Raw genomic sequence first — 24630 nt, forward strand, 5'->3', positions numbered from 1 at the left:
TAGTCTCACTCAAAAAAGGTGACGCATGAAACTGATTCTTTCCATCTTCATGAGCGCAATCATTGCGATGATTGCTCAGTCCGGTTTCGCAAATTCTATTGAAAATCCTATTGCAAGGACAGCCAAAACAATTGAGCCAACAGACGGGGGTATTGCTGCGCCATCGAGCTTAAAGTTGGCAGGGTGGCAGCGAGTTCATTTAGGTAGCAGCAGTCAGCAGTATGATTTTCCTGTGTATGCAAACCATGCTTTAGACAGTGACTTGCATACTATTCGAGAAGTGATTTTTGTTCAGCATGGATTACAGCGAAACGGCGATGATTACTATGCCACTGCGGCCGAGTTACTCAAGGAGACTGGCCGCGATCCTGCAGAGATATTGCTGATCGCGCCAAACTTCCCGGGCACTGCCGACACCAGGAAGGGTTTTGTGAATATGCCGATGTGGAGCGGACAAGGCTGGATGAGTGGCGAGAACGCAGTGAACGCGTCTTTTTCTGTCAGCTCTTTGCAAGTACTGGATGATTTACTCGCTTTTGTCACCGATAAAAAACGCTTACCGGCGGTGATGCGGGTGACGGTAGCAGGACATTCTGGTGGCGCGCAATTGGTACACCGGTACGCGGTGTTAAACAATGTGGATGAAGGCTTACGCGCACGTGGTATTGCCTTGACTTATGTGATTGCGAATCCCTCTTCTTACCTGTACTTCACTTCTGATCGCCCAAACAATTCTGCCGCTTCCGGCTTTGCTCCTTACGACACCGCAGTATGCGCCGACTACGACAAGTATCGCTATGGCATGCGTAACATGGTGCCGTATGCGCAAGGTACTGATGGTATGACTTTATATCGTAGATATGCTCAGCGGCAAATGACGTATTTAGTCGGCTCGGATGATAACGATCCCAATCATCCGGTATTGGATAAAGCCTGCGGCGCAGAGGCCGAAGGTGCGACGCGTTTGCAGCGGGCACGTGCTTATTGGCGCTATGAGCGGTTGTTGGCAACATCCCAGCAAGTCATTCAGCATCAGTATTTTGAAGTTGTCGGTGTTGGACATAATCAATCAAAGATGCTGGGATCACGTTGTGGCGCACTGGCGATATTTGCTCTACCTGAATCAAAAAATATGGCTGCTGCCAGTTGCCGCGCACCGCGATAATCTCTTTTGCTTGATGTATGTAAAAAAGGTGTAAACGAAGTCGTAAAAAAGTCGTAAAAATTTGTCTCAATTCTATTAAATATATTCATTGATCAAGCTCAGCAGTGTATTGCGCACGCAATCTGCTGAGATAATGCCTACCAACTTAGCCCGATTTAATCGCAAGATATCTTGCATAAATTTGCGCTTCCTTTTTACGAGAAGAATAAGCAGTTTTTGTAATAACCAGTAACAACAGGTATGAAACGCAAGTACGACTTTCGATGTAACGACAAACTCACCAACTTCGCTTTTAGCAAAGTTGGTTTTTTTATGCCCGCTATTATTTGCTTGTATCCGGTTAAATTACAAATCAATTACCGTTTAAATCTTGCTGCGGCAATGACATCATGAGCACCACTTAAAAATTAAATCAGTAATCGAGAATTACTTTAATCAGCAATCAGAAAATTGCGGAAACGAATTTAGAGAACGAGTTAAAGAGACACTTATGAGCGAGCAAAAAACTGAAACATCAGAATTAACTTTATCAACAAGCGCCATGGCACCACTGTACTCAGATAATTTGCCTGTACCAGTGCTTAAATATGAGTTGCAAGCTGAGCGTCAAATTGATTTGAACAAATTTAGCGATGAGCAAAAAAATCGTATCAATCAAATTGCGTCCAGCGTGTCTTTTTCAGATACCAATAGCCTGATGTCATTTGGCTCTGATGTGCAGCGTGAATTGAGTCAGCATCTGGATCAATTATTAGAAGGCATGCGTACCAGCGAAGCCGGGCGTGCAGGTGAAATTACGATTGCTTTAGCGACGACGCTGAGGGATTTAAATTTACCGAAAGTAAAGCAAGAGGTAGAAGGTCACCATAGTCTGACAGATGCCTTAGGAAAAATTCCCTTCGTCGGTGATTGGTTTTCTGCATTGCGAGCGCTTCAGCAAAATCACAAAAAAATTACTGATCATCTGACTGCGATTGAGAAAAAATCTCAAGCGCAATTAACTACGCTCAGATCAACGAATGACAAGTTAGATCGCATGGTGCAAGGCACGATCGACCATATCAAAAATATGGAGTTATACATGGCTGCGGGGCAGATCCTGGTGAAGCGTGCGCGCGTCGAATTTGAACAGAAGCGAGCCGCAGTTGAGCAATCGCGTGACCTGATTGAGATCGCAAGACTGCGGGACTTTGGCGAGCAGATAAATGCGTTTGAAACCCGTATTGTGCGCATCCATATGGCACACAGCCAGTCGATTATTTCGGTACCAGAAATTCGTGCAACGCAGACGGCGTCGATGATAGAAATGAATAATGTCATGGACAGCATTCTGTTTGATTTGCCAAGTCTTAAGAGGGCAATCATCAATGTCGCCGCTTTATCTGAAGTTGCCAAAGCGTCTAAGGCAACCGATGCCCGTCGCGCATTGTCGCGTGAGTTAAATAGTATCGGTAGCGATGAATTGCAGGTCAGCTATTTGAAAGCAAAAGACAGTCAGGGTGACTTTGCGGCCGATGTTGCAGCTCTTGCCATGTCGGCAGACAAGCTATTGCAAACCATAGAGCTAGGCAGAAAACTCGATATTGCTAACGTAGGCAAACGTGAGAAAGCGATTACCGAACTGAGCGCGATTAACCGCACATTTACAGACGGTTTAATCCAGTCTGGAGATCAGTTCGTACAAAAAATCGCATCCTGACATGGTTTGAAAAGAGTTATTGGTAGTTATTGTATGTTCCCGTTTTTTTGGAGTTGTTATGTTCCGCGTTCAAGGTTTTTTTAATCCTTATTTGGTAACGGGGCAATCCCGCTTAGATGCCGTGCTGACGATCACATCTGATACCGTCTCTGAAGGGGTTGCTAATGTCGGTGCGAGTGTAATTGGAAGCGCCGCCGCAAATGCTGCCGGTCGTAAAGTCGTAGGCTTTGTTTTAGATGTGTCTGGTTCTATGGGCGGTGAGAAATTATCGCAAGCCAAAAATGCAGCACGCCGTGGGATTGATTTATTAAGTGAAGACATGTGGTTCTTTGTCGTCACCTTTTCTGGCGCTGCCGATGTGATTGTGCGGGCGTGCCCTGCCACCGCTACCAACAAAGCAGATGCACACAGAGCGATACAAGCGTTGCGTGCATCGGGTTCCACAGCCATGTCAGAGGGTCTAAAGTTTGCCTTGATTGAAGTCAAACGCAGCGGCGCAGCATTGGCCAGCGTGTATTTTCAGACCGATGGTGAAAACAGTTCCGAAGATACCCAGCTAGCCTCCGTGATTGAGCAATGCAAAGGTGTATTTCAATGTGATTGCCGTGGTATTGGCACCGACTGGAAACCAGCTGAGCTGCGGACGATTGCTTCTGCCTTATTGGGCACCGCCGATGCCGTGACCGACCCTGCCGGACTGGAAGAAGACTTGCGTTCTTTCTTAACGCGCTCTATGTCCAAAGGCATTTCTGGTGCAGTCTTACGCATCTGGTCGCCTAAAGTCGTCAAGCTCACGACCGTCAAGCAAATGAGTCCAGAGATCATGGACTTGATGCCTGTCGCAAAACGCTTGGATGATAAAACTATCGACGTACCGTTAGGCGCATGGGGTACGGAAGCAAGAGATTTTCAGCTGGCATTTGAGTTGCCGGTAGGCGCGATTGATGACGAAATTCTGGCATGCAGAGCTGCGGTAGTGTATCAACACGCCGGTGTCGAAACCAAAGTCCCGTGTGATCCTATTGCGGTTAAATGGTCTGGTGACGATACCCTCACGACCCGCATTAGCAAGGAAGTTGCGCACTACACCGGTCAAAAAGAATTAGCCGATTCTATTCAAGAAGGCTTAGATGCAAAAGCCAAAGGTGATGAAGATCGTGCGACCCGCTTACTCGGACGCGCCGCTCAGTTAGCGCAAGAGTCAGGCAATGAGGAAGTGACCAGACGCTTGAAAAAAGTAGTGGATATGGTCGATGCCAGCACCGGTACTGTCCGTTTGAAAAAGGCAGATAAAGCAGCGGATATGGAACTGGAACTAGGCGGTACCCGAACAGTTCGCCGTCGTGCAGCGACACCATCAGCACAATCATAATTAAGTAAATTAGCAAAATTCTATAGTTAAAAACAGGACGTATAACCGGTGAGCAAGCGATGAGTAATATCTGCCCCAAGGGTCATTTTTCGACTGATATTGATTACTGTTCTGAGTGCGGTTCCGCGATCAAATTACCAGTTAGTGCGAGTAGCTCTGCTGGCTCGGCTAGTAACTTAGATAAGTTAGCAGGACAAAATTTAGTCGGTAACAAAGCCACAACAAGCTGCCCTGATTGCATGACGGTGCGTCGGCCTGATGCACGGTTTTGCGAAGTGTGTCGTTATGATTTTGAAAAAGCGATGTCGTTTAGTGGATTGCAAAGTGGCTTACAAATTGCACAGCCGCTGCCTGCGTTGAATGCAGTGGTAGTTGATGCAGTAGCGGCGGTCAATTCTGTTGATACTAAAAACACAGCCATTACTCCGGTGGACGATGCGACACAGATAAGCCTTGCAGCAGATGCATCAGTACATCCGTCTGTACGACTTAAGTTGCGTATTTTGGTGGACAGTAGTTTGTACAAAGATCCCGACCCAAGTTTGCCATGTCCTATCGCCGCGGCAGAAAAAGAGTATCACCTCGATCTGGATGAGCAAACCTTGGGACGTCAGTTTGAAGGCAGGGGCATACATCCAGAAATCGTGGTGCAAGACCCCGGCATCTCGCGCCGACACTTAAAGTTGATGCGGGATGGTGCAGGCCAAATCACGGTACTGGAATTAGGCTCCGCCAATGGTACTGAGTTAAATCAAGCCAATCTCGAACCGGGCGTGGTGACCGCCTTAAAAGCGGGTGATCAACTCACCTTAGGTATGTGGACGAGGATATGCGTCGAGTCGCGTTGATCCGTTAAGGCAGATATGATTTGGCCGCAGCTGATCGCTCATTGGACATTGCAAACCGTGCACTTATTCCTGTGCACTTCTTGCTATCTAAGCGAAGAATCAGCTATTAGATAAATTGATATACTCGTAGTAAGTATATTTAATCGTCCATACATTTGCTGGTCTATAAGCCGATTTTTTGAAAAAAGATGGGGAGTATATGGATTTACAGCTATGGTTTGCATCTAATCAGAGTGGAAAGCTCCTTCCGGGATTGCCGTGTTAATCAAGAGTCCTGTCAGGTCTTTAGCTAATTAATTTGTATTCATCAAGGATAAGCAGTCTATGTCATCAACCCTACAACTTGGCACAGTTGGACTTACAAGCAGTCACCACGGCCATCCTGACCAGGCAACTCTTCCCCAGACCGAGGACGTCGTACGCCAGCTCAGAATCCGGCAATTACTTTGTATTGGTCTCGCGCTAATCGTTTCTATCGTCGGATTTTATACTTACCAAAGCTATGCCTATGTCGTTAATACGGTGGGTAAAGACGCGGTGCCGTCGATCGTCGCAGCAGAAAAAATCCGTATGACCTTAGCCAGCGCGCACACACAAATTGTGAACGTGTTTTTAACTAAAGAAGCGGTCGACGGTAGTGATGGTAAAAACACGCAAGCCTATGTCAAATCGATTGCGCAGGCACATGACTACCTGCTGGTTGCGGCACAAAATATTACTTATGGCGATGAAGAACGTAAGCCGATTTTAGAGTTGATGACGCAATTATCTGCCTATGAGAGATTGGTCGGTATGGCACTTGCTAAACCGGATCAGCACCAGTCCTTATTAAAAGCAGATGCGCTGATGCGTGAGCACATCTTGCCAGCAGTAGTGGCATTGGATGATGCTAACTTCAAACATTTATCGTCTGCCTATACGGAAGGTGAGCATAAAGCCTTGTTATGGCTGATCGCATTCTTACTATTATCTGCGTTGCTCGTTTTGGTATATGTAGAGACGCAAATGAAGTTGTATGCCACCTTTAAACGTATGTTCAACCCTGCCATTGCAGCCGGACTAGCCGTTTTTATTGTATGTGCTTTACTGTTTGCGGCGAAGGCAGGTCAAGTCGTATCCGAGGTCAGATCCGCGAAGGAGGATGCATTTGATTCTGTCCACGCGTTGTCTCAGGCCAAAGCGCTGGCTTACACTGCGAATGCACAAGAGAGCGTGTATTTGTTGTTGTCCAAGTCTGAGGCGCAGCAAGCACAAACAACGCTATTCCAAGAGACTGCCAAAAAATTATTTGCGCTCAAACTCCTTGATGTGAAACAACTTCCATCCGATTTAAAAAGTCTCAAAGGCAATGGCTTATTGGCGGAGGAACTGGCCAATATTACCTATGACGGTGAAGAAAATTTGGCCAGAGATACCTTAAAAGGATGGCTGGAATACGTCCGTATTGATGCGCAAATTCGGCAGCTCGAAACCGCGGGTCAACATGATGCCGCTATCGCTTTATGTTTGGGTACGCAGGTCGGACAATCCGATTGGGCATTTGATCAGTTTATGAAGTCGCTGACTGCCACATTAAATTTGAACGAACAGCAATTTGCATTGGCAGTGACCAGAGCATTCCACGCCTTGTCTTGGTTATGGATACTGCTACTGGCGATTTTATTCGCACCGGTCATTGGTATTGCGTTGGGTATCCAACAACGCTTAGCGGAGTTCCGCGAGTGAGTGACTTGGATAGCCTGATTGAATTATGGCAACAACGATTGGCTGCGATCACTACTAACGCAAATGAGTTATCAGATGCTGAGAGTACCAAGCGCATCCGTATCAAATTGCGGGCGCAACATTACACCGGTAACACTCAGATCAAAGCAGAAGACGCGACTCGCAAGCTGAGTAGCTTAGTCGATGATTACGTGCTGTTGGCTAAGGTGGTAGAAGAAGCGGCGCGTATTCACAAGGGTGGGATGTTTAGTGCTTGGGCCAACACCGATGAAAAGGTCACAGCTCTGCTGGAAGGTCCATCGATTGTCAGAACGACGGCTCAGGTCTCCATCAAAAATCGTGACTTATTGGGATCGGCATCGGTTAGCGACAGCATGACGCCAGAGCAGTTATTAGCGGTGATGCAGACAGAGTTTGAGCAGGCGCGCGATAGCTTAAATGAGATCGACTATACCGAGACCCATGGCACAGAAGAACTGGCCGGTTTAAGGCGTGATTACAGCATGATGGAGGAGCGTGCCCAGCGTTTGAACGCGGTATCAGATCGTCCCTCATTTATTGAAATCCAGGACATGCAATCCGATCCTTTAAATGCGCAGCGTGGTAAAGAATCACTCAAGCGCGCCTTGATGGCGTGGTCTACAACATTGGATCAGCTAGAGAATGCCAGAGCTACCGCAGCGAACGAGCTTGAGCAAGCAAAAATGGCGCTGGCGCAGTTGCAAATAATGACGACAGAGTATCAATCGCAGCTTGCACAAGTGCGTGATTTATTAGGAGAAAACGTGGTGTCATCTTTGCGGTTTCAACCGACATTATCCATGTCACCAATGTCACCCGTCTCCATGTTGCTGAGTTGGTGCGAAACCTTAGAAAGTAGTTTGCAAGCCGGGCAATGGGCTGCTGTAAATGTTGGTGCCAGCAAGCTCAATCTGGCGATCGCAGAAGCACTTGCCAACGGCAATAAAGCGATTGCAGAAGTACAGACAAAAGCCGCTGAGGCAGAAGATTTAAATGGACGCTTTATCGCCTATAAAGCTAAAGATAAGGCGCTGACTTTTCAGTATGGTACTGAGGTACAAAGACAGACTTTGCGGGCGCAAATCGATGCGGAATTAAAATCGCGTCCGCTGAATTTAGATGTAGTGCGATCAAAGTTGATGATGTATCAGGACATGCTGACTAAGGTGTCAGCAATTAAAGACTGAGTATTTACAGGACTTATGCAAAGCCGTCCGAGCAGCATAAGTCTTAATGCACACAAATTAGTTAGACAGGAGTAATTTGAAATGACCATGCCTTGTAGTTATTGCAGCGGAACGATTGTTGAAGATGTCTGCGAAGATTGTGGAAAATCAGCGAAGAAAAATTTGGTAACAGCCGCATCCGGCGGTCTGGATATTACAGATGCGGTAGCGACTGCCAGCATGACGACTGGCCGCACTCGCGGTTCTGCGCGCTTCACTGTCAATTATCCGGCCAGAGCACCAGGTGCTGGTGCGACCAAATCAACTCGTCGTCGTGCAGGTGTTTCTACCCACACTAGCGCGCGCCGCACAGCGCTTGGTGGTGGCTTGATTTCTTTACCGGATTTGCCTAGCCAGGATCCCTTAAAACTTTTGATGGCAGATCCAGAGGTACCAGCGCACAAGCGCCATTGCCCCAAGTGCGATGTGCATGTCAACCGTGCTAAAGGATTTTGTCCCGCGTGCGGCACGCCATACGATTTTGTGGCACGTTTAAAAATGGGCGATGTGATTGCAGGCAAATACGAGATCAAGGGCCCGATTGCATTCGGTGGATTAGGCTGGATTTATCTGGGTTGGGATCAAGTCTTGCAACGCTGGGTTGTGCTCAAAGGTTTGTTAAACGCCAATGATGAAGCGAGCGCTGCAGCGGCGGTAGCCGAGCGGCGTTATCTGGCGGCATTAAAGCATCCCAAGATCGTCAACATTTACGATTTTGTGAATCAGGGTGCTGAAGGTTTTATTATCATGGAATATGTCGGCGGCCAAACCGTGCATAGCCTGCGCAAGCAGCGCGGCCCACTGCCTGTGACGGAGGCGATTGCCTACATATTAGGGATACTTCCCGCCTTTGCTTATCTACACACTCAAGGGCTGGTGTATTGCGATTTTAAGCCAGACAACATCATGATAGAAGGTGGCGATGTCAAGCTGATCGACATGGGCGCTGTACGCAAAACGGGCGATCAAAACGGCGATATCTATGCCACGCTGGGATTTGCCGCGCCAGAGGCCGACACTGATCCGATTGCTGTCTCGGACTTATATACCTTGGGTCGCGCCCTGGCCGTATTGATCATGGACTTCAAGTTCACTTCCGATTATGAGTACGCGCTACCATCGCCGGATGATCATGATGTCTTGGCAGAGAATGAATCGCTATACCGATTTCTATTGCGTGCAACCCATGTTGATCCCGATGAGCGTTTTCAGACTGCGGATGAAATGGCAGAGCAATTATTTGGTGTTTTGCGTGAGATTGTGGCCTTACAATCTGGTCCCAAGCCAGTTGATAGCAAAGTGTTCACCAGTGATAATTTAATCCATGCCACCGCCCGGCAATTGGTAGCGCAAGTCGATCCACATGTACTGCCTACGCTGAGAGTCAATTTGGAAGACAAAGCAGCCAGTGAAGTGATTCGGATTTTGAGTCTGATGGATGAAGTACAGCAAGTTGAAGAGTTGCAGGCGTTAGTGACTAAATACGGCGACCGCGCCGCAGAGCCACGATTGCGCCTGGCAGAAGTCCTGATCCAAAATGCCGGGTTGATGGAAAAGCAGCGAGATGCACTAATCAAAACCACGTTAGATGCGGTTGAGGCTGCCGATCCGTTTGACTGGCGCACCAGTTGGTTACGCGGTTTATGCTTAGTAACTAATGGCGACGGTGCCAAAGCGCTAGCCTATTTTGAGCGCTGCTATTTTGAAATGCCAGGAGAGTTAGCACCACGTCTGGCGATGGGGCTTGCAGCAGAAATTGCCAATAATGGCGAACAGGCATTGCCCTATTACGACCGTGTCGGGCGAGTCGATCCCTCATTTGTCAGCGCGCATGCAGGTGCTGCTCGTTGCCATGCAAAAGCCGGACGTTTGATGGACGCGGTCAGTATGTTGCAGCGTGTCCCAAGTAATCACGTATTGCATACCCAAGTGCAATTAGGGATAGCTGAGCTATTATTGACTTACCCGGACGCGATCGATGCAAGCGTCATGCAAAAGGCAGAAGCCGCAGTCAAATCAGTGCTCAATACCGGAGGTTCGGTTTTTCAGATCGCTGGTCGTTTAATTAATTTGGTCGTGGAAAAAGCAAAGAGCATGAACTGGCCGCCCAACACCACTTTTTTAGGCGCAAATTTTACAGAACATACTTTACGTCTTGCCGCAGAAGAGCAATTCAGACGCGCAGCTAAACTGGCAAAATCGGATCAAGAACGGCATTATTGGGTGAGTCAGGCAAATCGCGTACGACCAGTGACCTTGTTTTAAAGTGTTGAACTTAGTTGAACTTGATTGAATTTTTATGCCGGGAGTAATTAGTGAATTGCATTCAATGCGGAGAAACAGTTGATCCTGTTTTTTCTTTTTGCGAAGCCTGCGGTGCTGCTGTCGACGTACCTTCTGTCAATGCGCCTGCGCCAGAAGTAACTAGCAATAGCAATGCAACTCAAGTTGCATCAAGCACAAATCAGATGATATGCAAATGCGGTCATGCCGAGTTTGACCAAGACAATATTTGTGAAAATTGCGGACGCCGTGCCGAAATCGCCGACCCGATCGAGGTCCAGATATTAGATGAGCACACCATCAGCGCGACCCATCGCGGCAGACGACATACAGAAAATCAGGATTCCGTTAGCATGGTAGCGATTGATGGCGCTATCGCCATGGCGCTTGCAGATGGCGTCTCTACTTCTTGCCACGCACGACAGGCCGCAGATGTCGCGGTCACAGTGGCACTCACTAGCTTAGAAAATAATACGGGTTTACCGATCAAAGAACGTTTGGAATTAGCGATAGCCAGCGCCCACGATGCAGTGTGCAAACTAGCCTACGACGACACCTCACTGGCTGAACCAGAAGCGACTTTAGTATTGGCCTTGATCGAAGGCGATCAAATACATTTTGCCTGGGTCGGCGATTCACGTCTTTATGCAGTTAATCAAGCCAGCCAATTATTGTTGACCGAAGATGACTCCTGGTTTAACCAGCAAATCAAACTAGGCGTCAACGTGACAACTGCAATGATGGACAATAACGCGCATTGCATTACCCAATGTCTGGGTATGCGTGACGACATCCTGGACATCCACACCGGCAGCGCAAGATTAACCGGGGATACCTATATCGTTTTATGTTCTGACGGTTTATGGAATTATTGCGCAGCTCCAACCGCACTACATAGCTTGTTTGATGCCGACTTAAGCCTGGTGAATCAATGTACGCAATTCATTGATTTTGCGAACGATCAAGGTGGGCATGACAATATTAGTTTGATCGTGCATCGTCGGGTAAACATATAAAAACTCACGTAGAGAGGTGTAACCCAAACACTCTCTACGTGAGTAATCAATATCTACTTATTTGCTAGTAGTCACATCGCCATTGCCAGATACATTGCCGTTACCTGATGCGGATACTGATGGTAACTGCGTGTTGTTGACGGTTTCTTTCGCGTTACGTTTTGCCGCGCCTGCTGTACCGCTGACGGTATCACGTGCATTCGCTACGCTGGTGCTTGCATAGCTGCGAGTGTTATCTACTTGCGTTTTTGTATTGCTGATGGCAGGTTTGCTGATATCTGATGCTGAATTTTTTACACCGGATACGGTACTTTGCGCTTGGCCTGCTGTGCCCAGATTCATACTGCCTGATGCATTTCCGTTTGCGCTGCCGTTTGCGTTTGCATTTGTATTACCGCTACCATTAGCGCCACCAATGAGATTTCCTGATGATGTCGTTGGAGCATTCATTTTTTCAGGTACAGCGCCTGATATCAGACTAGTTGAGCCGGTGCCTGAGCTGCTACCTGAGCCACTACCGCTAGCTTGTGTAGATGCCGTATTTCCACTTTTATTGATGATGGTATTACCGTTGCCGACTAGATTGCCTGTTGCGTCGCCATTGATCGCCCGTGCGTTGGTGGCATTGCCGGTCAGGTTGCCAGCTGCATTACCAGTGAGGTTGCCTGCAGCGTCGCCGCTGATATTGCGTGCATTACCAATATTACTGACATTGCCTGTCATATTGTCTTGGCTAGTACGGCTGATAGTAGAGGTAGGGAATGACGACATGCCTCTGAGTGAACCGCCAACTGCGCCGCCAACTGCGCCGCCAAGGCCACCACCGCCACCGATTGCACCGCCACCACCTAATAAGCCAGCTTGAGCGGATGTGACTATCACTAAACCACTGAGGATAGTTGCGTAACGAATGAATTTAACTGTTGTCATGATGATTCTCCTGAAAGTCACTACGGACAATCCGTAGTAGTAAAAGGAGAACGCTGGGGATGATCGATTTAATCCATCAGGTTAAAAATATTTTTTAAAAAATTTAAGCCATCGTTAACAGCGGGTCTTAGTGAGTCTTATAAATTCAGTTCATGACGTCATTCGGTGTTTAACAACACCATTGGATTCCCGCTAAGAGTGCGCATGAATGACGCGCCCGAGCCATGTCTTTGAGTGAAGTACAGATATTAATGTTAACCATTGCTAGATTAACGAAATTGCTCAGGCCCGGTTCTAAATGATGTGCCGACTATGCCATGACCTAGCTCTTGCGTGACCTTGTCAGGGTTGTCTGTCTTTGCTTGTCTGATCAAATCTTCCAGTGCTTTTTTGGCGTCTTTCACATTCGGCATAAAGACTTTTTTTGCCAATAGTGCAGCCACAATGGGTGACGCAAAAGAGGTGCCCCGCACCGCTTGGAAAGGTGTCTTGCCTATCGTGGCGGCTACCATATTGCTCCCGGGTGCCGCGATCATGACTTGTGCGCCGCGAGCAGCTTCTGGTAGTACACGCATTTTTGCATCGACTGCGGTGACACCAATCACACCGGGGTAACTGGCCGGGTAGAGCGGTGGTGCTGCGGGTCCGTCATTGCCGACTGCGGCGACTAACAGATAGCCTTTGCTGAGCATGGATTTGACGATGTGTTCTAAGGTTTGATTTGGCGGGCCAACCAGGCTCAGATTAATCACCGCGACTTTTTCTTGCGCTAGCCATCCCAAGGCGTCAATCAATTTATCTAAAGCGCCTCCGGTGTCGGTACCGCAATAGATGTCGGCTGCATATAAAACAGCATCAGGCGACACACCGCTAAATGGCGTTGATTTCCCGACCATGAGTGAAGCAACCGCAGTGCCGTGGGCGGTAGGAATATTTTTATCTGTACAGTCATGACGTTTGATTTGAGCATCTTTAAATACGATATGTTCGGTATCGATGCCCGAATCTACCAAGCCTATGCGTGCTTTGGTTTTTGCTGTTTCAGATTGTGTGGGCGAGGCGAGGCTATTGCTGCTATCAAACGGTGCGGCGAAGTTAGAATGGAATGGAACTGAGAACGAACTCCCGATAGCACTACCACTTTCTAAATAAATATGGTTGTAATCGTAGGTACCGTCTTGATCCAGCTGATGTAACAAGTCCAGTGAATCGGCGGTACTCATATCAGGTGGCGCTTGTAGCACGACTAATGTCTCTTCCAGCGCGTCTAAACGATGTTCGCTGATCACAATAAAGCCTGCTGCACGGACTGCCTTTAACGCCGTGACGGAGGGTGACCATGCGGTGATTTGTTTGCGTACAATCAGCTCGCCTTTGGGGTTGCTCTCCAGTTGCAGGGGATGTTCTTTAAGTAATCGCGTGATCGTCGTCAGGCGTAAGTCTTGCAGCGGGAGTGTGCCGTTTAGCACATCTGTGCGTACGAGTTGGTCAAGCCGGTCAATCCGGTTCAACAAGTTTTGAGAATTTAAGTTACCTAACTGTTGTACCGGTAGATTAATCGACGGCAAGCGAAGCTGCGCCCAGACTGGATCGGCGTTGCAACAGAATGCAACTAGCAACAGCCGGCAAATATTGAGTAATTTAGGTGACATTGGCATTATTGGGTTGATATAAAAAGGTCAGCTACGCATCAATTACAATAGCCACGTAATTAGCCACATCAGTTCACTTTTGATTGTAGCTTTAAAATAAAACGAATGAGACAGGGATTAAAATCCCTCGCTGCAACGTTTACTTGGTATCTATGGATCAAACAGCAATCAATATTCAAAATGACATTGCCGCCTTATTGCCGCGTCTGCGCCGCTTTGGCCGTGCTGTCACGCGTCATCGGGAAGATGCGGATGATCTGGTGCAAATTGCGGTCGAACGCGCACTCAGCCGCGCTGAGCAATGGGAGGCAGGTACGCGGCTGGATAGCTGGCTATTCAGGATTATGAAAAACGCCTGGATTGATGAAGTAAGGGGGCGCATCAGACGTAGCGAAGTGCTGGCACCAGAGGAAGCTGGCGAGCATATTGGCGCCGACCCCAGTGATGGCTATGTTCACCAACTGGCAGTGCAAAAAGCGGTGTCCATGCTGAATGAAGATCAACGTATGGTGGTCAGTCTGGTGTTGATCGAGGGTTTGCCGTACAAAGAGGCGGCGGAGGTGTTGGAGATCCCCATCGGCACTTTGACGAGCCGTCTGGTACGTGCGCGGGAGACTTTGCAAGGCTTGCTGTCCGATCCTTCCGGGTCGTCAAAACCAGCCGGCTCAGTTAGTTGATAAAGGAATAGTGATGCGCTTTTCAGATGAAACTTTAATGGCCTTTGCCGATGGCGAATTGGATGCCGAAACGCGGGCGACAATTCAAGCGGCAATATTGCAAGATGCCGATTTGGCGCAGCGTGTTGGACACCATCAGGCTATACGTAATGATGTGTTTGCGGCCTTTGCACCTATCGTGGATGAGCCAGTTCCTGCCCGGCTAAAGCTGGCTGCGACACAGACCACAAGCCCGTCTGCAAGCGCAGCTATCAAGACGAGCAATAACGTGCTTCAGTTCAATGCTGCAAAAAACAAAGACGCACTTAAAAAGCCGACCTCTGGCTGGTCCTGGCAGCAGTTGGGTGGATTGGCGGCGATGCTCATCGTCGGTGTGGTGGTGGGTAAATTTGGATGGCAGGACGGCACCAGCTTGTCGCCTAACTTGTCGCCGAACGGCGGCATGCTGGCGTCAGTCAATGGTCAGGTCACAGCGCAAGGCAAGTTGGCGCAAGCGTTGACGCAACAGCTTGCCAGTGCACCGGCGGCAGACAGTACGGTCAAAATTGGGGTCAGTTTTTTATCTAAAGAAGGACAATTTTGCCGCAGCTTTTTAGCGGAAGATGGTACGCAGAATCCGGGTTTCTCTGGCCTCGCCTGCAAACAAAAGACCGGCAACGATTGGCAAATTGCGGTGTTGGCACAAACCGATAAGCCAGCTGCAAGCAGTGGACAAACCGGACAATCGGGGCAATATCGTCAAGCCGCCGCAGAGATGCCCGCCGCAGTTTTGCAAGCGATTGATCAACGTATCGCAGATCAGGCCTTGGATGCAGCGGCAGAACGGGCGGCGCAGCAGCATGCCTGGCGGAATGCGCCGTAGCGATGTCGCATGAACCCAGTTAAATCAAGCTAACTTAATATACTCCCCTTTATTTTTCCTCAAAGTGCTCTATTGTCCAGTAATTCTATGGACAACTTAAATATACTAATATCCAGTATATTTAAGTTGCCTGTAGTCTGATTGCTTGCAGGGAGAGTTGTCTGGCGATTCATTTACCTAAAATATCGTCACACGCATTACGCTTGCGTTGTTTAGTGCCGTTACAAGCCGCAACTTAGCGAAGACGATTTTGCGTAAGTCCCAAGTGTTGTGTCTGTCCTGTAAATAATCACCATGCTTGCACCGCTATCATGTACAAAGCGATAAGATTCACCTACACTAAACCAACGCAAGTTTAGATAGGTCATCACGATGGATATCGCTACAAGACAGGCTGCCCGTTTAGCTGAAAGCTTGCGCCACGGGCAAAACGAGCTGTTAGAAATGATCGCTCAGGGTGCGCCCTTAAAAGATACTTTGACTAAGTTGATGTATCTGATCGAGGGACAATCCGATGGAGTGCTGTGCTCAGTCTTGTTGCTGGATGATGATGGTGTACATATCCGGATGGGCGCGGGACCGAATTTGCCGCCAGACTATATGAAGGCTTTAGACGGACAAGAAATTGGCCCTGCTGTCGGTTCTTGCGGCACCGCGATGTACCTCAAAGAAACCGTCATCGTCAGCGATATTTTGACCGATCCTTTATGGGAACCTTACCGTCATTTTGCCGCACCGCATGGTTTGCGCGCCTGCTGGTCCAGCCCTATTTACCTGAACAAAAATAAGATCTTAGGCACCTTCGCTATGTACTACCGCGAAGTGCGAGTTCCAGACGCAGAAGACATTAAATTAATCGGCGTCGCCGCGCATCTGGCGGTAATCGCCATTGAACGCACCCGCCGTGAAGAAGAGCTAGAAATCCACCGCCATCATTTAACCGAGCTGGTCAATCAACGCACCAACGAGTTATCCACAGCAAAAGAAAAAGCCGAAGCCAGTAATCTGGCCTTAAGCGTAGCCAATCTTGAACTCGCTAGCGCCTTACATAATCTGAACGTGACCCATGAAGAGTTAGTCCGGCGTGACAAGTTGGCCGCACTTGGCGCACTGGTGGCGGGCGTTGCGCATGAGCTGAATACGCCGATTGGCAATGGCTTAATGGTTGCGAGCACATTGGCCGACCTCACCAGAGAATTTAGGCAATCCTATAACGATGGCTTGAAGCGTTCTTCGTTAGAAACTTATATGGCAGAGGCCGCGCACGCCAGCGAAATCCTGCAACGTAACTTGCAACGTGCAGCTGATTTGGTGGTGAGTTTTAAACAGATCGCAGTCGACGGCGCTGATTATCAACGCAGCCAGTTTGCGCTGGCGCCGTTTATTGCCGAGACGATCTATCCCTTATCGGCGATATTCAAAAAGCATCATGTCGATTTAAAAGTAGAGATTCCGCGTGGCTTGGAAATCAATACTTATCCTGGACTATTGAGTCAGGTTATCGTCAATATTTTGAATAATTCTCTGGTGCACGCTTTTGTCGATGCAGAGCAAGACCAGCAGAAATTGCTGAACAAACAGCACAATCATATTCAGATTCACGCCAGCCTGGACGACGCTGGCTGGCTCAACTTAAGTATAAAAGATAATGGTATCGGCATTAGTCCAGCTCATCTGCCGCACATTTATGATCCTTTTTTTACCACCAAACTAGGTGAGGGTAGCTCCGGCCTCGGTTTGCATATCACCCATAATATCGTCACCTCCTTATTAAACGGAAAAATTGATGTCGATAGCTCGGCTGAGAGTGGTACTTGTTTTACGATCCGGTTTCCGTTGTAGCTAGCGGTCACGGAATGTGAGAATCTTAATTAAGTAAGCTCTTACTAAAGCTAATTCAGACAAACGCTAATTTAGACAAACGCCTATGAAATTTCACGGCGACTAAAGTTAACGTTGAGCTCGCCCAGATCGCCAAACTGAATGCAGATATCCTGATCCAGCGCCACTTCAAAACTCCCTGCGTAAGACCCGGTGATAATTGCCTGACCTGCTTGCAGACCTTGCCCTTGACTGCGTAAATATTCTGCCAGCCAATATAAGGGCGCGCGCGGATGGGTATTGGGGTGGCGTCCTTCAAACTGTATTAGTGGCATCAAATTTTTGTCTTGCTGCAACCCGCTACTGACTTTAATCGCCATATCCGTAGTGATTTTTGCTTTGGCGCCGTCGACTTCAGGGCCAAGGAATAAACCTTGATTCAGCAAACCATCCGCCAAGTTTTCTACAAAACTGACTTCGTCAGGATTGGTATAACGACTATCAATTAACTCTAAGGCAATGTGGGTACGAATGATCGCCGCATCGACCTCTGCAGCCTCATAAGGCGTATCGCGCGCAGGCAAATCACAACCGAGAATAAAAGCAAGTTCGGGCTCAATTTTTACATGCCCTGCACGTGACCAGACCGGGCATGCAGCGATAGGATCGCTAAAAATAGTTTTGCTATAAATCGGCGCTAATATCACGCGATCCACGCGAACATCAGCAGCTATTCCACATTTCCAAGCACCAGTATGGTCACCCATTTGAGTCGACACCGCAGCCTGAATTGCTAATCCTGCTGCACTGTTCATCTGGTGAAAACTAGGCGGCAAGCGTTCACCTTGTACGCCTGACTGACGGCGTGTTACCAAGATCGTCGCTGCTTGCAAAATCAGCTCTGGGGCTATATTACTTACTACGGCAGATGAGAGAGACATGACGAATCCAGAAAATATTGAGAGGCATTAACAAAAATTTTATTTGAACAAAAAAGTAATTCGTGTGAAAAAATAATTCATAAAAAATGGATAGCGCAGTAGAAAAATACAACACACCCTGACTTTACATGGCACGTCGATAAAGTCTAACGCCTAATTCATCAAGTCGTAATAAACAAAACGTAATCTGCACCGCGATTGCTTTATTTATTTCTTTTTCAACGATCGCAGTGTGGTGTCCGATTATGGTCGACATCATAGTGTCACCATGGGTTTTAATATGAAAATTAATTCTACGAAAACAGCGTGCAAGAAAAGCTTCAGATCAAATCATTTAGGCCCACACAAGATACTCGCGGCTTCCCTTAGCTCTGCATTTTTCGCTTTAGCATTTGCTCAGCCAGCAATGGCGCAAAGCAAAGCGGTAGCGACGGATGAAGCACAAAAAAAGATAGTAATCGATTCAGCTAATGCCTCTGATAGCGCAAGTTCCGTAGCAGACTCCGCGACCACCGGTGCGCAGACTGTAGTGATTTCATCTCAGACGACTCGTTCTTCGGTATCGGTACGAGGCTTGGAAATTCAAAAAATATTGGCAGGTACTAATCCTGTAAAAGCGTTACAAACGCTGCCGGGTGTGAATTTTCAAACTGCCGATCCTTGGGGCAATAACGAACAAAATTTAACGCTGTTTATCCACGGCTTTAGTGGCCAGCAGCTTGGCTACACCATGGATGGCATACCTTTAGGCGATCAGCAATATGGTAACTACAATGGTCTTTCGCCACAGCGTGCAGTAATAAGCGAGAACGTCCGTAATGTTATTTTATCTTCTGGCGCGGGTGATCTTGCCACTGCATCAACCAGTAACTTAGGTGGCACGATAGAGACATTTTCTAGTGATCCCTTGGCGCAGCGTCGTACTAGTTTAGAGCAAACTTTTGGTAGCTACAGCACATCCCGTACCTTTGCTCGTTTTGATACAGGCCTATTTGGTGATGGCAATTCTGCGTATGTCGCTTTGATGCGTCAGGATGCAAAAGCGTGGGATTTTAACGGTAAGCAGGGCGGCAATCAGTTGAATGCAAAATTCGTACATGACACTGCTCCCGGCAAGTTGACGCTCTATTTTAATTACAACGATAAGACTGAACCAAACGAAGATAGCACGGTGCATGTCGCTGGCGAAACGAGCGCACCTTATACCCGTCCTTTCCTGTATCCCGATTTTGCAACAGCACTCAAATACGTATCGTCTACCGGCGCTACACCAGCGGCAGATGGGTCTAATTATCGTAACTACTACAGCGATGCACAACGGACTGATTATTTGGCCTATGCAAAATACGATGCCAATTTAAATGAGACTACCAAGTGGTCAAATCAGGTGTATTTCCATAAGGATGACGGCGCAGGTGTCGTCGCAGGTCCGATTGGCGCAGCGGGTTTGCCAGCGCTGTTTAGTGTGTATTTCCCGAATCAAAATCTGAAGCAAATTTTTGGTAATTCCGGCTATGCTACCCGTACTACCGAATACAAAATTGATCGCGGCGGTCTGATCTCTAATTTGCGTAAAGAATGGGGCGATCATCAGATCGAAGTAGGTGGCTGGTGGGAGCATAATAAATCGTCAGCATTCCGTCGTTGGTACGCTTTGGATGTAAACAATCCAAGCTCACCGTACGATAGACCAAGCAATCCTTTGATTACACAATATGGCAGCGAGATTGATAATAATGTTGTGCAGTTGCATTTGCAAGATGAGTGGAGTGTGCGGAAGGATTTGACGGTTCTGGCAGGGTTTAAATCCAGCCTGCAATTTGCAAAAGGTACCTTCCCGGTTCAACCTGCAATTGGTGCAATCTCCGGCGGCTCAAAGGCATTACCAGAGGGTGAGATCATTACCCGTAAATGGTTTTTGCCGCAAATTGGTGTGCGTTGGGACTTATCATCACGTGATCAGTTATTCGCTAATATCCAGCAAAATTTAAGACAGTTCGTGACTTATGGTGGCGGTGGCGCATCACCTTGGAGTCTGGCTAGTCAATCAGGATTTGATCTTTTTAAGAGTACCGCAAAGCCAGAAACTTCAGTCACATATGAGGTTGGTATGCGCAGCAGCCGCGATTTGAATTTGGGCGCGCTGAATAAAATCGATGGTCAGGTCAATTTATACTACGTTGATTTTAGTAATCGCTTGTTGCAAATTAGCCCGACGCCAGTGATCTCTTCTATTATCGGTGGCAATCCAATTTTGGCGAACGTCGGTAGCGTACAAACTACCGGTATTGATATTGCCGGGACTTTGCATTTTGGACGTAATTTTTCTTTTTATAACGCCTTGTCGTATAACCGTTCTATCTATTCGGATAACTACAATAATGGTGCCGCGACAGTGGCGACATCTGGCAAAAAAGTACCGGGCAGCCCTGAATGGATGAACAAGTTTGTCGCTACGGCGACTGAAGGTGATTTCGAGGCGCAACTGATCGGTGAATATATCGGCAAACGTTACGCCACCTACACCAACGATTTATCCGTGCCTGGTTACTTTATGGCTAGCTTAGCCTTAAGTGCAAAACTGCCGATGCTTGATAATGCCTTCCTGAAAAATACTAAAGTCAGGTTGAATATTACTAATCTGAACCAACAAACTGGCGCGTCTGTGGTCGTGGTTGGTGCTGCATCAGGTACTTACAACACCTTCCCGATTGCACCACGCCAGTTCTTTGTGACGCTCGGCACTAATTTTTAATTTACATTGAATTTTTGAGGACAATTTACATGACATTCAATCGTAGAAATTTTTTCACAACAACGCTGGGCAGTGTTGCCGCAATTGGTTTAACAGGTTTGATACCAATGCTTCCTGCCCTAGCACAATCAGCACAATCAGCACAATCAGCACAATCGACTCAAGGCGTTCAATCTATTTATGTGCCGACTAAGAAGGTAGAGGTATTCGCACATCGTGGTGCCAGCGCGTTGCGTCCGGAGCATACCTTAGCGTCTTATGCCAGAGCGATTGCCGATGGGGCAGATTATATTGAGCCTGATCTGGTGATCACCAAGGATGGTGTTTTGGTAGCGCGGCATGAGGCAGATTTGACTGAGACGACCGACGTCGCTAAGCACCCAGAGTTTGCCAGCAGGCGCACAACCAAAACAATTGATAGTCAAACTCACACTGGTTGGTTTGTAGAAGACTTCAGCTTGGATGAATTAAAATCCTTGCGTGCAGTTGAACGTTTGCCAAAAGTACGACCTGCGAACACCTTGTATGACGGCATGTTCCAGATACCTACCTGGGAAGAAATTATTGATTTTGTTGCCGCCCAATCCGCTACTAGCGGACGTGTAATTGGTCTGGTGCCGGAATTAAAAAGTTCTACGTATTTTGCGAAAGTCGGCTTACCTCTGGAAGACCGGTTTTTAAAGACAATCGAGGCGCATGAGTACACGAAGCACTGTCCGCTGGAGATTCAATCTTTTGAAATCGCCAATCTCAAATATTTGCGTAGCAAGTTAGGTGCGCCCGCTAAGCGTGAAAATATCCGTCTGATGCAGTTAGTCGCCGAGGGCAATTATCGCCCTAGTGATGTCGTTGCCGCTGGTGGTGATCTGACATTTGGCAAAATGACGACTGCCGAAGGGATGCGCACAATCGCGCAGTATGCTGATGTGGTCGCGCCACCAACGCGTGCGATTATTCCCTTATTAGTGGACGGACTACTTGGTACGCCAACTTCATTTGTCGCAGACGCGCATGCTGCTGGGTTGCTGGTGCATGTCTGGACTTTCCGTCCCGAGAATCGCTTTCTCGCGGCTGATTTTCGTGATGCTAACGGCGCGAATGCTCGTAATGAACTAGGTTCTGTCGCTGAGATGAAACGTTATATTGCAGCGGGGATTGATGGATTTTTTACGGATGACACTGCATTAGGTCGTTTGGCTGTAGGGCCTTGATGTAAGGCGAGTTCTACTCGATTTGATTTGATAAATTTGTCTTTGATAAGTTCGTTATTTAAAGGTGACACAAAAAAAAGTCCCACAGGATAAATTACCTTGCGGGACTTTTTTATTTAAGTGCACTTCGTACGTCGAATTTAATTTCTATTTTTGCAAAAACACACTTGCTGTTGTTGTAAAAATCCTCGTGATAATTTACTCAATCGTGTTTTTGGCTGGCGTTGAGTGCATTTGCTGGCAAAACCCGTGCCGCTAATTTGGCATTGGTTTTTAGTAAATCAACTTCGTCACTCAAAATATGAACGGCCTCGTTGAGTAAGATATCTTTTGCATTTTTCCGATCTTTTTCTGCAGCGATATCCGCAACAAGATTTCGTTCATTTGCTTGCAGGCCATCATCTAAAGCGTCTTTATTTTTGCTGGCAGTTTTCTTATCACCAGCTTCACTATTTTCACGCGATTTGATTTTGGCTTCTAATGTTTCTTTCTCTTTGCGACGGTCTGCCTCGTTGAGAGAAATGGTTTTTTTCTTGCGCAAAGTCTGGATTTCAGCAATATCTTCTTGCAGATATTGGAAATCTTTATCTTTTGCAATACGCGACTCATGTCTGACTGCCAGCATCGGTAACAAATCGCTCAGATCACCTGTGGGTTTGTAATCTGCTGCTTTAATTTGCGTCCAGGGCAGTGCGTTGTCATAGCTAGATTCACCAAAACTCTCCGTGTCAGTGCCGCTAGGGAAGCTGATATCCGGCGTCACGCCACGCAGTTGCGTTGTGCCGCCATTGATACGGAAAAACTGGGCAATCGTCATTTTGAGTTCACCAAATTTTGCCTTGGGATTTTGGGTCGCCTGATCTAGGTTGACGATGGTTTGCACGGTACCTTTACCGAAACTACCTTCACCAATAATCACACCACGACCATAGTCCTGAATCGCTGCCGCAAAAATTTCTGATGCCGATGCCGAGCCACGATTGATTAATATCCCCAGCGGACCATCCCAGGCAACGCCAGCGTTGGTATCACTTTCTACCGTTATTTTGCCTTGCGCATTACGCTGTTGCACTACTGGACCCTTATCAATAAATAAGCCTGTGAGTTCAATTGCCTCAGTTAAGGAGCCTCCGCCGTTGTCACGCAAATCGATTAATACGCTATCGACTTTGGCTTTTTTGAGTTCGTCCAATAAGCGGATGACATCACGTGTCGCACTTTTAAAATCTTTATCACCTTTCATGCGAGCATCAAAATCTTGATAAAAAGTAGGCAAAGAAATGACGCCTATCTGGCGTGTAACGCCCTCGCTCTGGATAGGGATAATCGATTTTTTAGCTGCCTGCTCTTCTAACTTAATTTTGTCGCGCACCAGCGACACCATTTGATGTTTTCCATCCAGGCTTACATCGGCAGGAAGAATGTCCAGCACCACGATTGAATCTTTGTTGCCACGTATCAGCTTGACGACATCATCAATACGCCATCCGACTACTTCCGTGATAGTACCTGTCTTGCCTTGTCCAACACCGACAATTCTGTCACCTGGTTTTAAACGATTAGACAGCGCAGCGGGACCGCCAGCGACCAATTCGCGTATGGTGGTGTAGTCATCACGCTCTTGAAGTACTGCGCCTATTCCAACTAGCGATAATTTCATCGAAATATCAAAATCTTCTGACGCGCGCGGGCCAAGGTAATTGGTATGCGGCTCAATCGACATCGCGTAGGAATCCATAAAAATCTGGAATACATCTTCACTCTTGTATTTGCGCACCCTAGACAATGAGCTGGTATAACGTTTTTCTAATGTCTCTCGAGTCGCAGCATCGTCTTTGCCAGCGAGTTTTAGACGCAGCCAGTCGTTCTTGACGCGCTTGCGCCAAAGGTCGCGGACTTCGTCTTCTGATTCCGGCCAGACAGCTTTATCTCGTCCGTAGGAATAGCTTTCTTTCTGGGTGAAGTCGAAACCTTTTTTCAGAATCTCACGAGCATACGTCAGGCGATCAACCAGACGTTTTTCATAGAGATTGAAAATCATGAACGGGACGTTCAGATTCTCTTGATAAATCGCATCGTCCAGCTGATTACGCGCACTGGAAATTTGATTGATATCGGCCTGCGTAAAAAATAATTTTTCTGGGTCAAGTGATTTCAGATAACGATCAAAAATCTTTTGAGACATCGCATCATCTAAGGGCGTCGCCTTGTAGTGGAAGCGGGTTAAGAAGCCAGCACTGACGCGTGCCGCCTGCGCTTGTTGTGGCAGGGGCATGAGTAATTGGTTTGTTGAAGAAGGTTCTAAGGTATCGGCTTGCGTTGATGCTGCAAAGGCAAGCATTAAGCACAATAGTTTTTTCTTCATGTGGGGTTCTCCAAATCGTCGCTCTGAAATTTAGCTTTAAAAATTAGCTTTGAAAATTAAT

17 protein-coding genes are annotated in these 24630 nt (G+C 47.4%); 13 read left to right on the forward strand and 4 right to left on the reverse strand.

Going from position 1 to position 24630, the window contains the following annotated elements; all coding sequences use genetic code 11:
- Positions 1 to 25: 25 nt before the first annotated feature.
- The 8 genes from RGU72_RS18005 (at position 26) to RGU72_RS18040 (ending at position 11355) form a co-directional block, all read left to right on the forward strand.
- Positions 26 to 1165, forward strand: a complete 1140-nt coding sequence (locus RGU72_RS18005) for a hypothetical protein (RefSeq protein WP_322121055.1) — start codon at positions 26 to 28, stop codon at positions 1163 to 1165.
- A 490-nt stretch (positions 1166 to 1655) separates the two neighbouring features.
- Entirely contained in the window at positions 1656 to 2864 is a 1209-nt protein-coding gene (locus RGU72_RS18010; RefSeq protein ID WP_322121056.1) for a toxic anion resistance protein, read from the forward strand.
- Positions 2865 to 2922: 58 nt separating this feature from the next.
- On the forward strand, positions 2923 to 4236 hold the full coding sequence (locus RGU72_RS18015) for a VWA domain-containing protein (protein WP_322121057.1): 1314 nt from the start codon (positions 2923 to 2925) through the stop codon (positions 4234 to 4236).
- A 59-nt stretch (positions 4237 to 4295) separates the two neighbouring features.
- Positions 4296 to 5084 carry an FHA domain-containing protein gene (locus RGU72_RS18020; protein ID WP_322121058.1) on the forward strand — a complete coding sequence of 263 codons (789 nt, stop codon included), beginning with the start codon at positions 4296 to 4298 and terminating at the stop codon, positions 5082 to 5084.
- 324 nt (positions 5085 to 5408) lie between these two features.
- Positions 5409 to 6809 (forward strand): hypothetical protein, encoded by a 1401-nt coding sequence (locus RGU72_RS18025; protein ID WP_322121059.1) that lies wholly within the window; start codon positions 5409 to 5411, stop codon positions 6807 to 6809.
- Entirely contained in the window at positions 6806 to 8017 is a 1212-nt protein-coding gene (locus tag RGU72_RS18030; protein WP_322121060.1) for a hypothetical protein, read from the forward strand. Before RGU72_RS18025 ends, RGU72_RS18030 begins: the two co-directional genes overlap by 4 nt.
- An 81-nt stretch (positions 8018 to 8098) precedes the next feature.
- The gene (locus tag RGU72_RS18035) at positions 8099 to 10321 is read left to right on the forward strand and encodes a tetratricopeptide repeat protein (protein ID WP_322121061.1); all 2223 of its coding nucleotides are present in this window, start codon (positions 8099 to 8101) and stop codon (positions 10319 to 10321) included.
- Between the two features lie 50 nt (positions 10322 to 10371).
- Positions 10372 to 11355, forward strand: coding sequence for a PP2C family protein-serine/threonine phosphatase (locus RGU72_RS18040; protein WP_322121062.1), 984 nt, complete (start codon positions 10372 to 10374; stop codon positions 11353 to 11355).
- Positions 11356 to 11412: 57 nt separating this feature from the next.
- Here the strand turns inward: RGU72_RS18040 and RGU72_RS18045 are convergent, their stop codons facing one another.
- The gene (locus RGU72_RS18045) at positions 11413 to 12285 is read right to left on the reverse strand and encodes a hypothetical protein (RefSeq protein ID WP_322121063.1); all 873 of its coding nucleotides are present in this window, start codon (positions 12283 to 12285) and stop codon (positions 11413 to 11415) included.
- A 269-nt stretch (positions 12286 to 12554) separates the two neighbouring features.
- A complete protein-coding gene (locus RGU72_RS18050) occupies positions 12555 to 13943 on the reverse strand; it encodes a S8 family serine peptidase (protein ID WP_322121064.1) in 1389 nt (462 codons plus the stop codon).
- Between the two features lie 146 nt (positions 13944 to 14089).
- Here RGU72_RS18050 and RGU72_RS18055 point away from each other — a divergent pair, with 146 nt between their 5' ends.
- The 3 genes from RGU72_RS18055 to RGU72_RS18065 all read left to right on the forward strand — a co-directional run bounded on the left by RGU72_RS18055 (position 14090) and on the right by RGU72_RS18065 (position 17318).
- Positions 14090 to 14614: an RNA polymerase sigma factor gene (locus RGU72_RS18055; RefSeq protein WP_322121065.1), complete on the forward strand. Its 525-nt coding sequence runs from the start codon at positions 14090 to 14092 to the stop codon at positions 14612 to 14614.
- Positions 14615 to 14627: 13 nt separating this feature from the next.
- Positions 14628 to 15476 (forward strand): hypothetical protein, encoded by an 849-nt coding sequence (locus RGU72_RS18060; protein ID WP_322121066.1) that lies wholly within the window; start codon positions 14628 to 14630, stop codon positions 15474 to 15476.
- 372 nt (positions 15477 to 15848) lie between these two features.
- On the forward strand, positions 15849 to 17318 hold the full coding sequence (locus RGU72_RS18065) for a GAF domain-containing sensor histidine kinase (protein WP_322121067.1): 1470 nt from the start codon (positions 15849 to 15851) through the stop codon (positions 17316 to 17318).
- Between the two features lie 83 nt (positions 17319 to 17401).
- Here RGU72_RS18065 and RGU72_RS18070 read toward each other — a convergent pair whose 3' ends face one another.
- Positions 17402 to 18238: a hypothetical protein gene (locus RGU72_RS18070; protein ID WP_322121068.1), complete on the reverse strand. Its 837-nt coding sequence runs from the start codon at positions 18236 to 18238 to the stop codon at positions 17402 to 17404.
- A 406-nt stretch (positions 18239 to 18644) separates the two neighbouring features.
- Between RGU72_RS18070 and RGU72_RS18075 the strand changes: the two genes are divergently transcribed.
- Both RGU72_RS18075 and RGU72_RS18080 read left to right on the forward strand, forming a co-directional pair.
- Positions 18645 to 20993 (forward strand): TonB-dependent receptor, encoded by a 2349-nt coding sequence (locus RGU72_RS18075; RefSeq protein WP_322121069.1) that lies wholly within the window; start codon positions 18645 to 18647, stop codon positions 20991 to 20993.
- A 107-nt stretch (positions 20994 to 21100) separates the two neighbouring features.
- The gene (locus tag RGU72_RS18080) at positions 21101 to 22204 is read left to right on the forward strand and encodes a glycerophosphodiester phosphodiesterase (RefSeq protein WP_416200168.1); all 1104 of its coding nucleotides are present in this window, start codon (positions 21101 to 21103) and stop codon (positions 22202 to 22204) included.
- A gap of 202 nt (positions 22205 to 22406) precedes the next feature.
- Here the strand turns inward: RGU72_RS18080 and RGU72_RS18085 are convergent, their stop codons facing one another.
- Positions 22407 to 24569: a carboxy terminal-processing peptidase gene (locus RGU72_RS18085; protein WP_322121071.1), complete on the reverse strand. Its 2163-nt coding sequence runs from the start codon at positions 24567 to 24569 to the stop codon at positions 22407 to 22409.
- Positions 24570 to 24630 lie beyond the last annotated feature (61 nt).

The sequence above is a fragment of the Undibacterium sp. 5I1 genome, assembly GCF_034314085.1.
GTDB lineage: Bacteria > Pseudomonadota > Gammaproteobacteria > Burkholderiales > Burkholderiaceae_D > Undibacterium.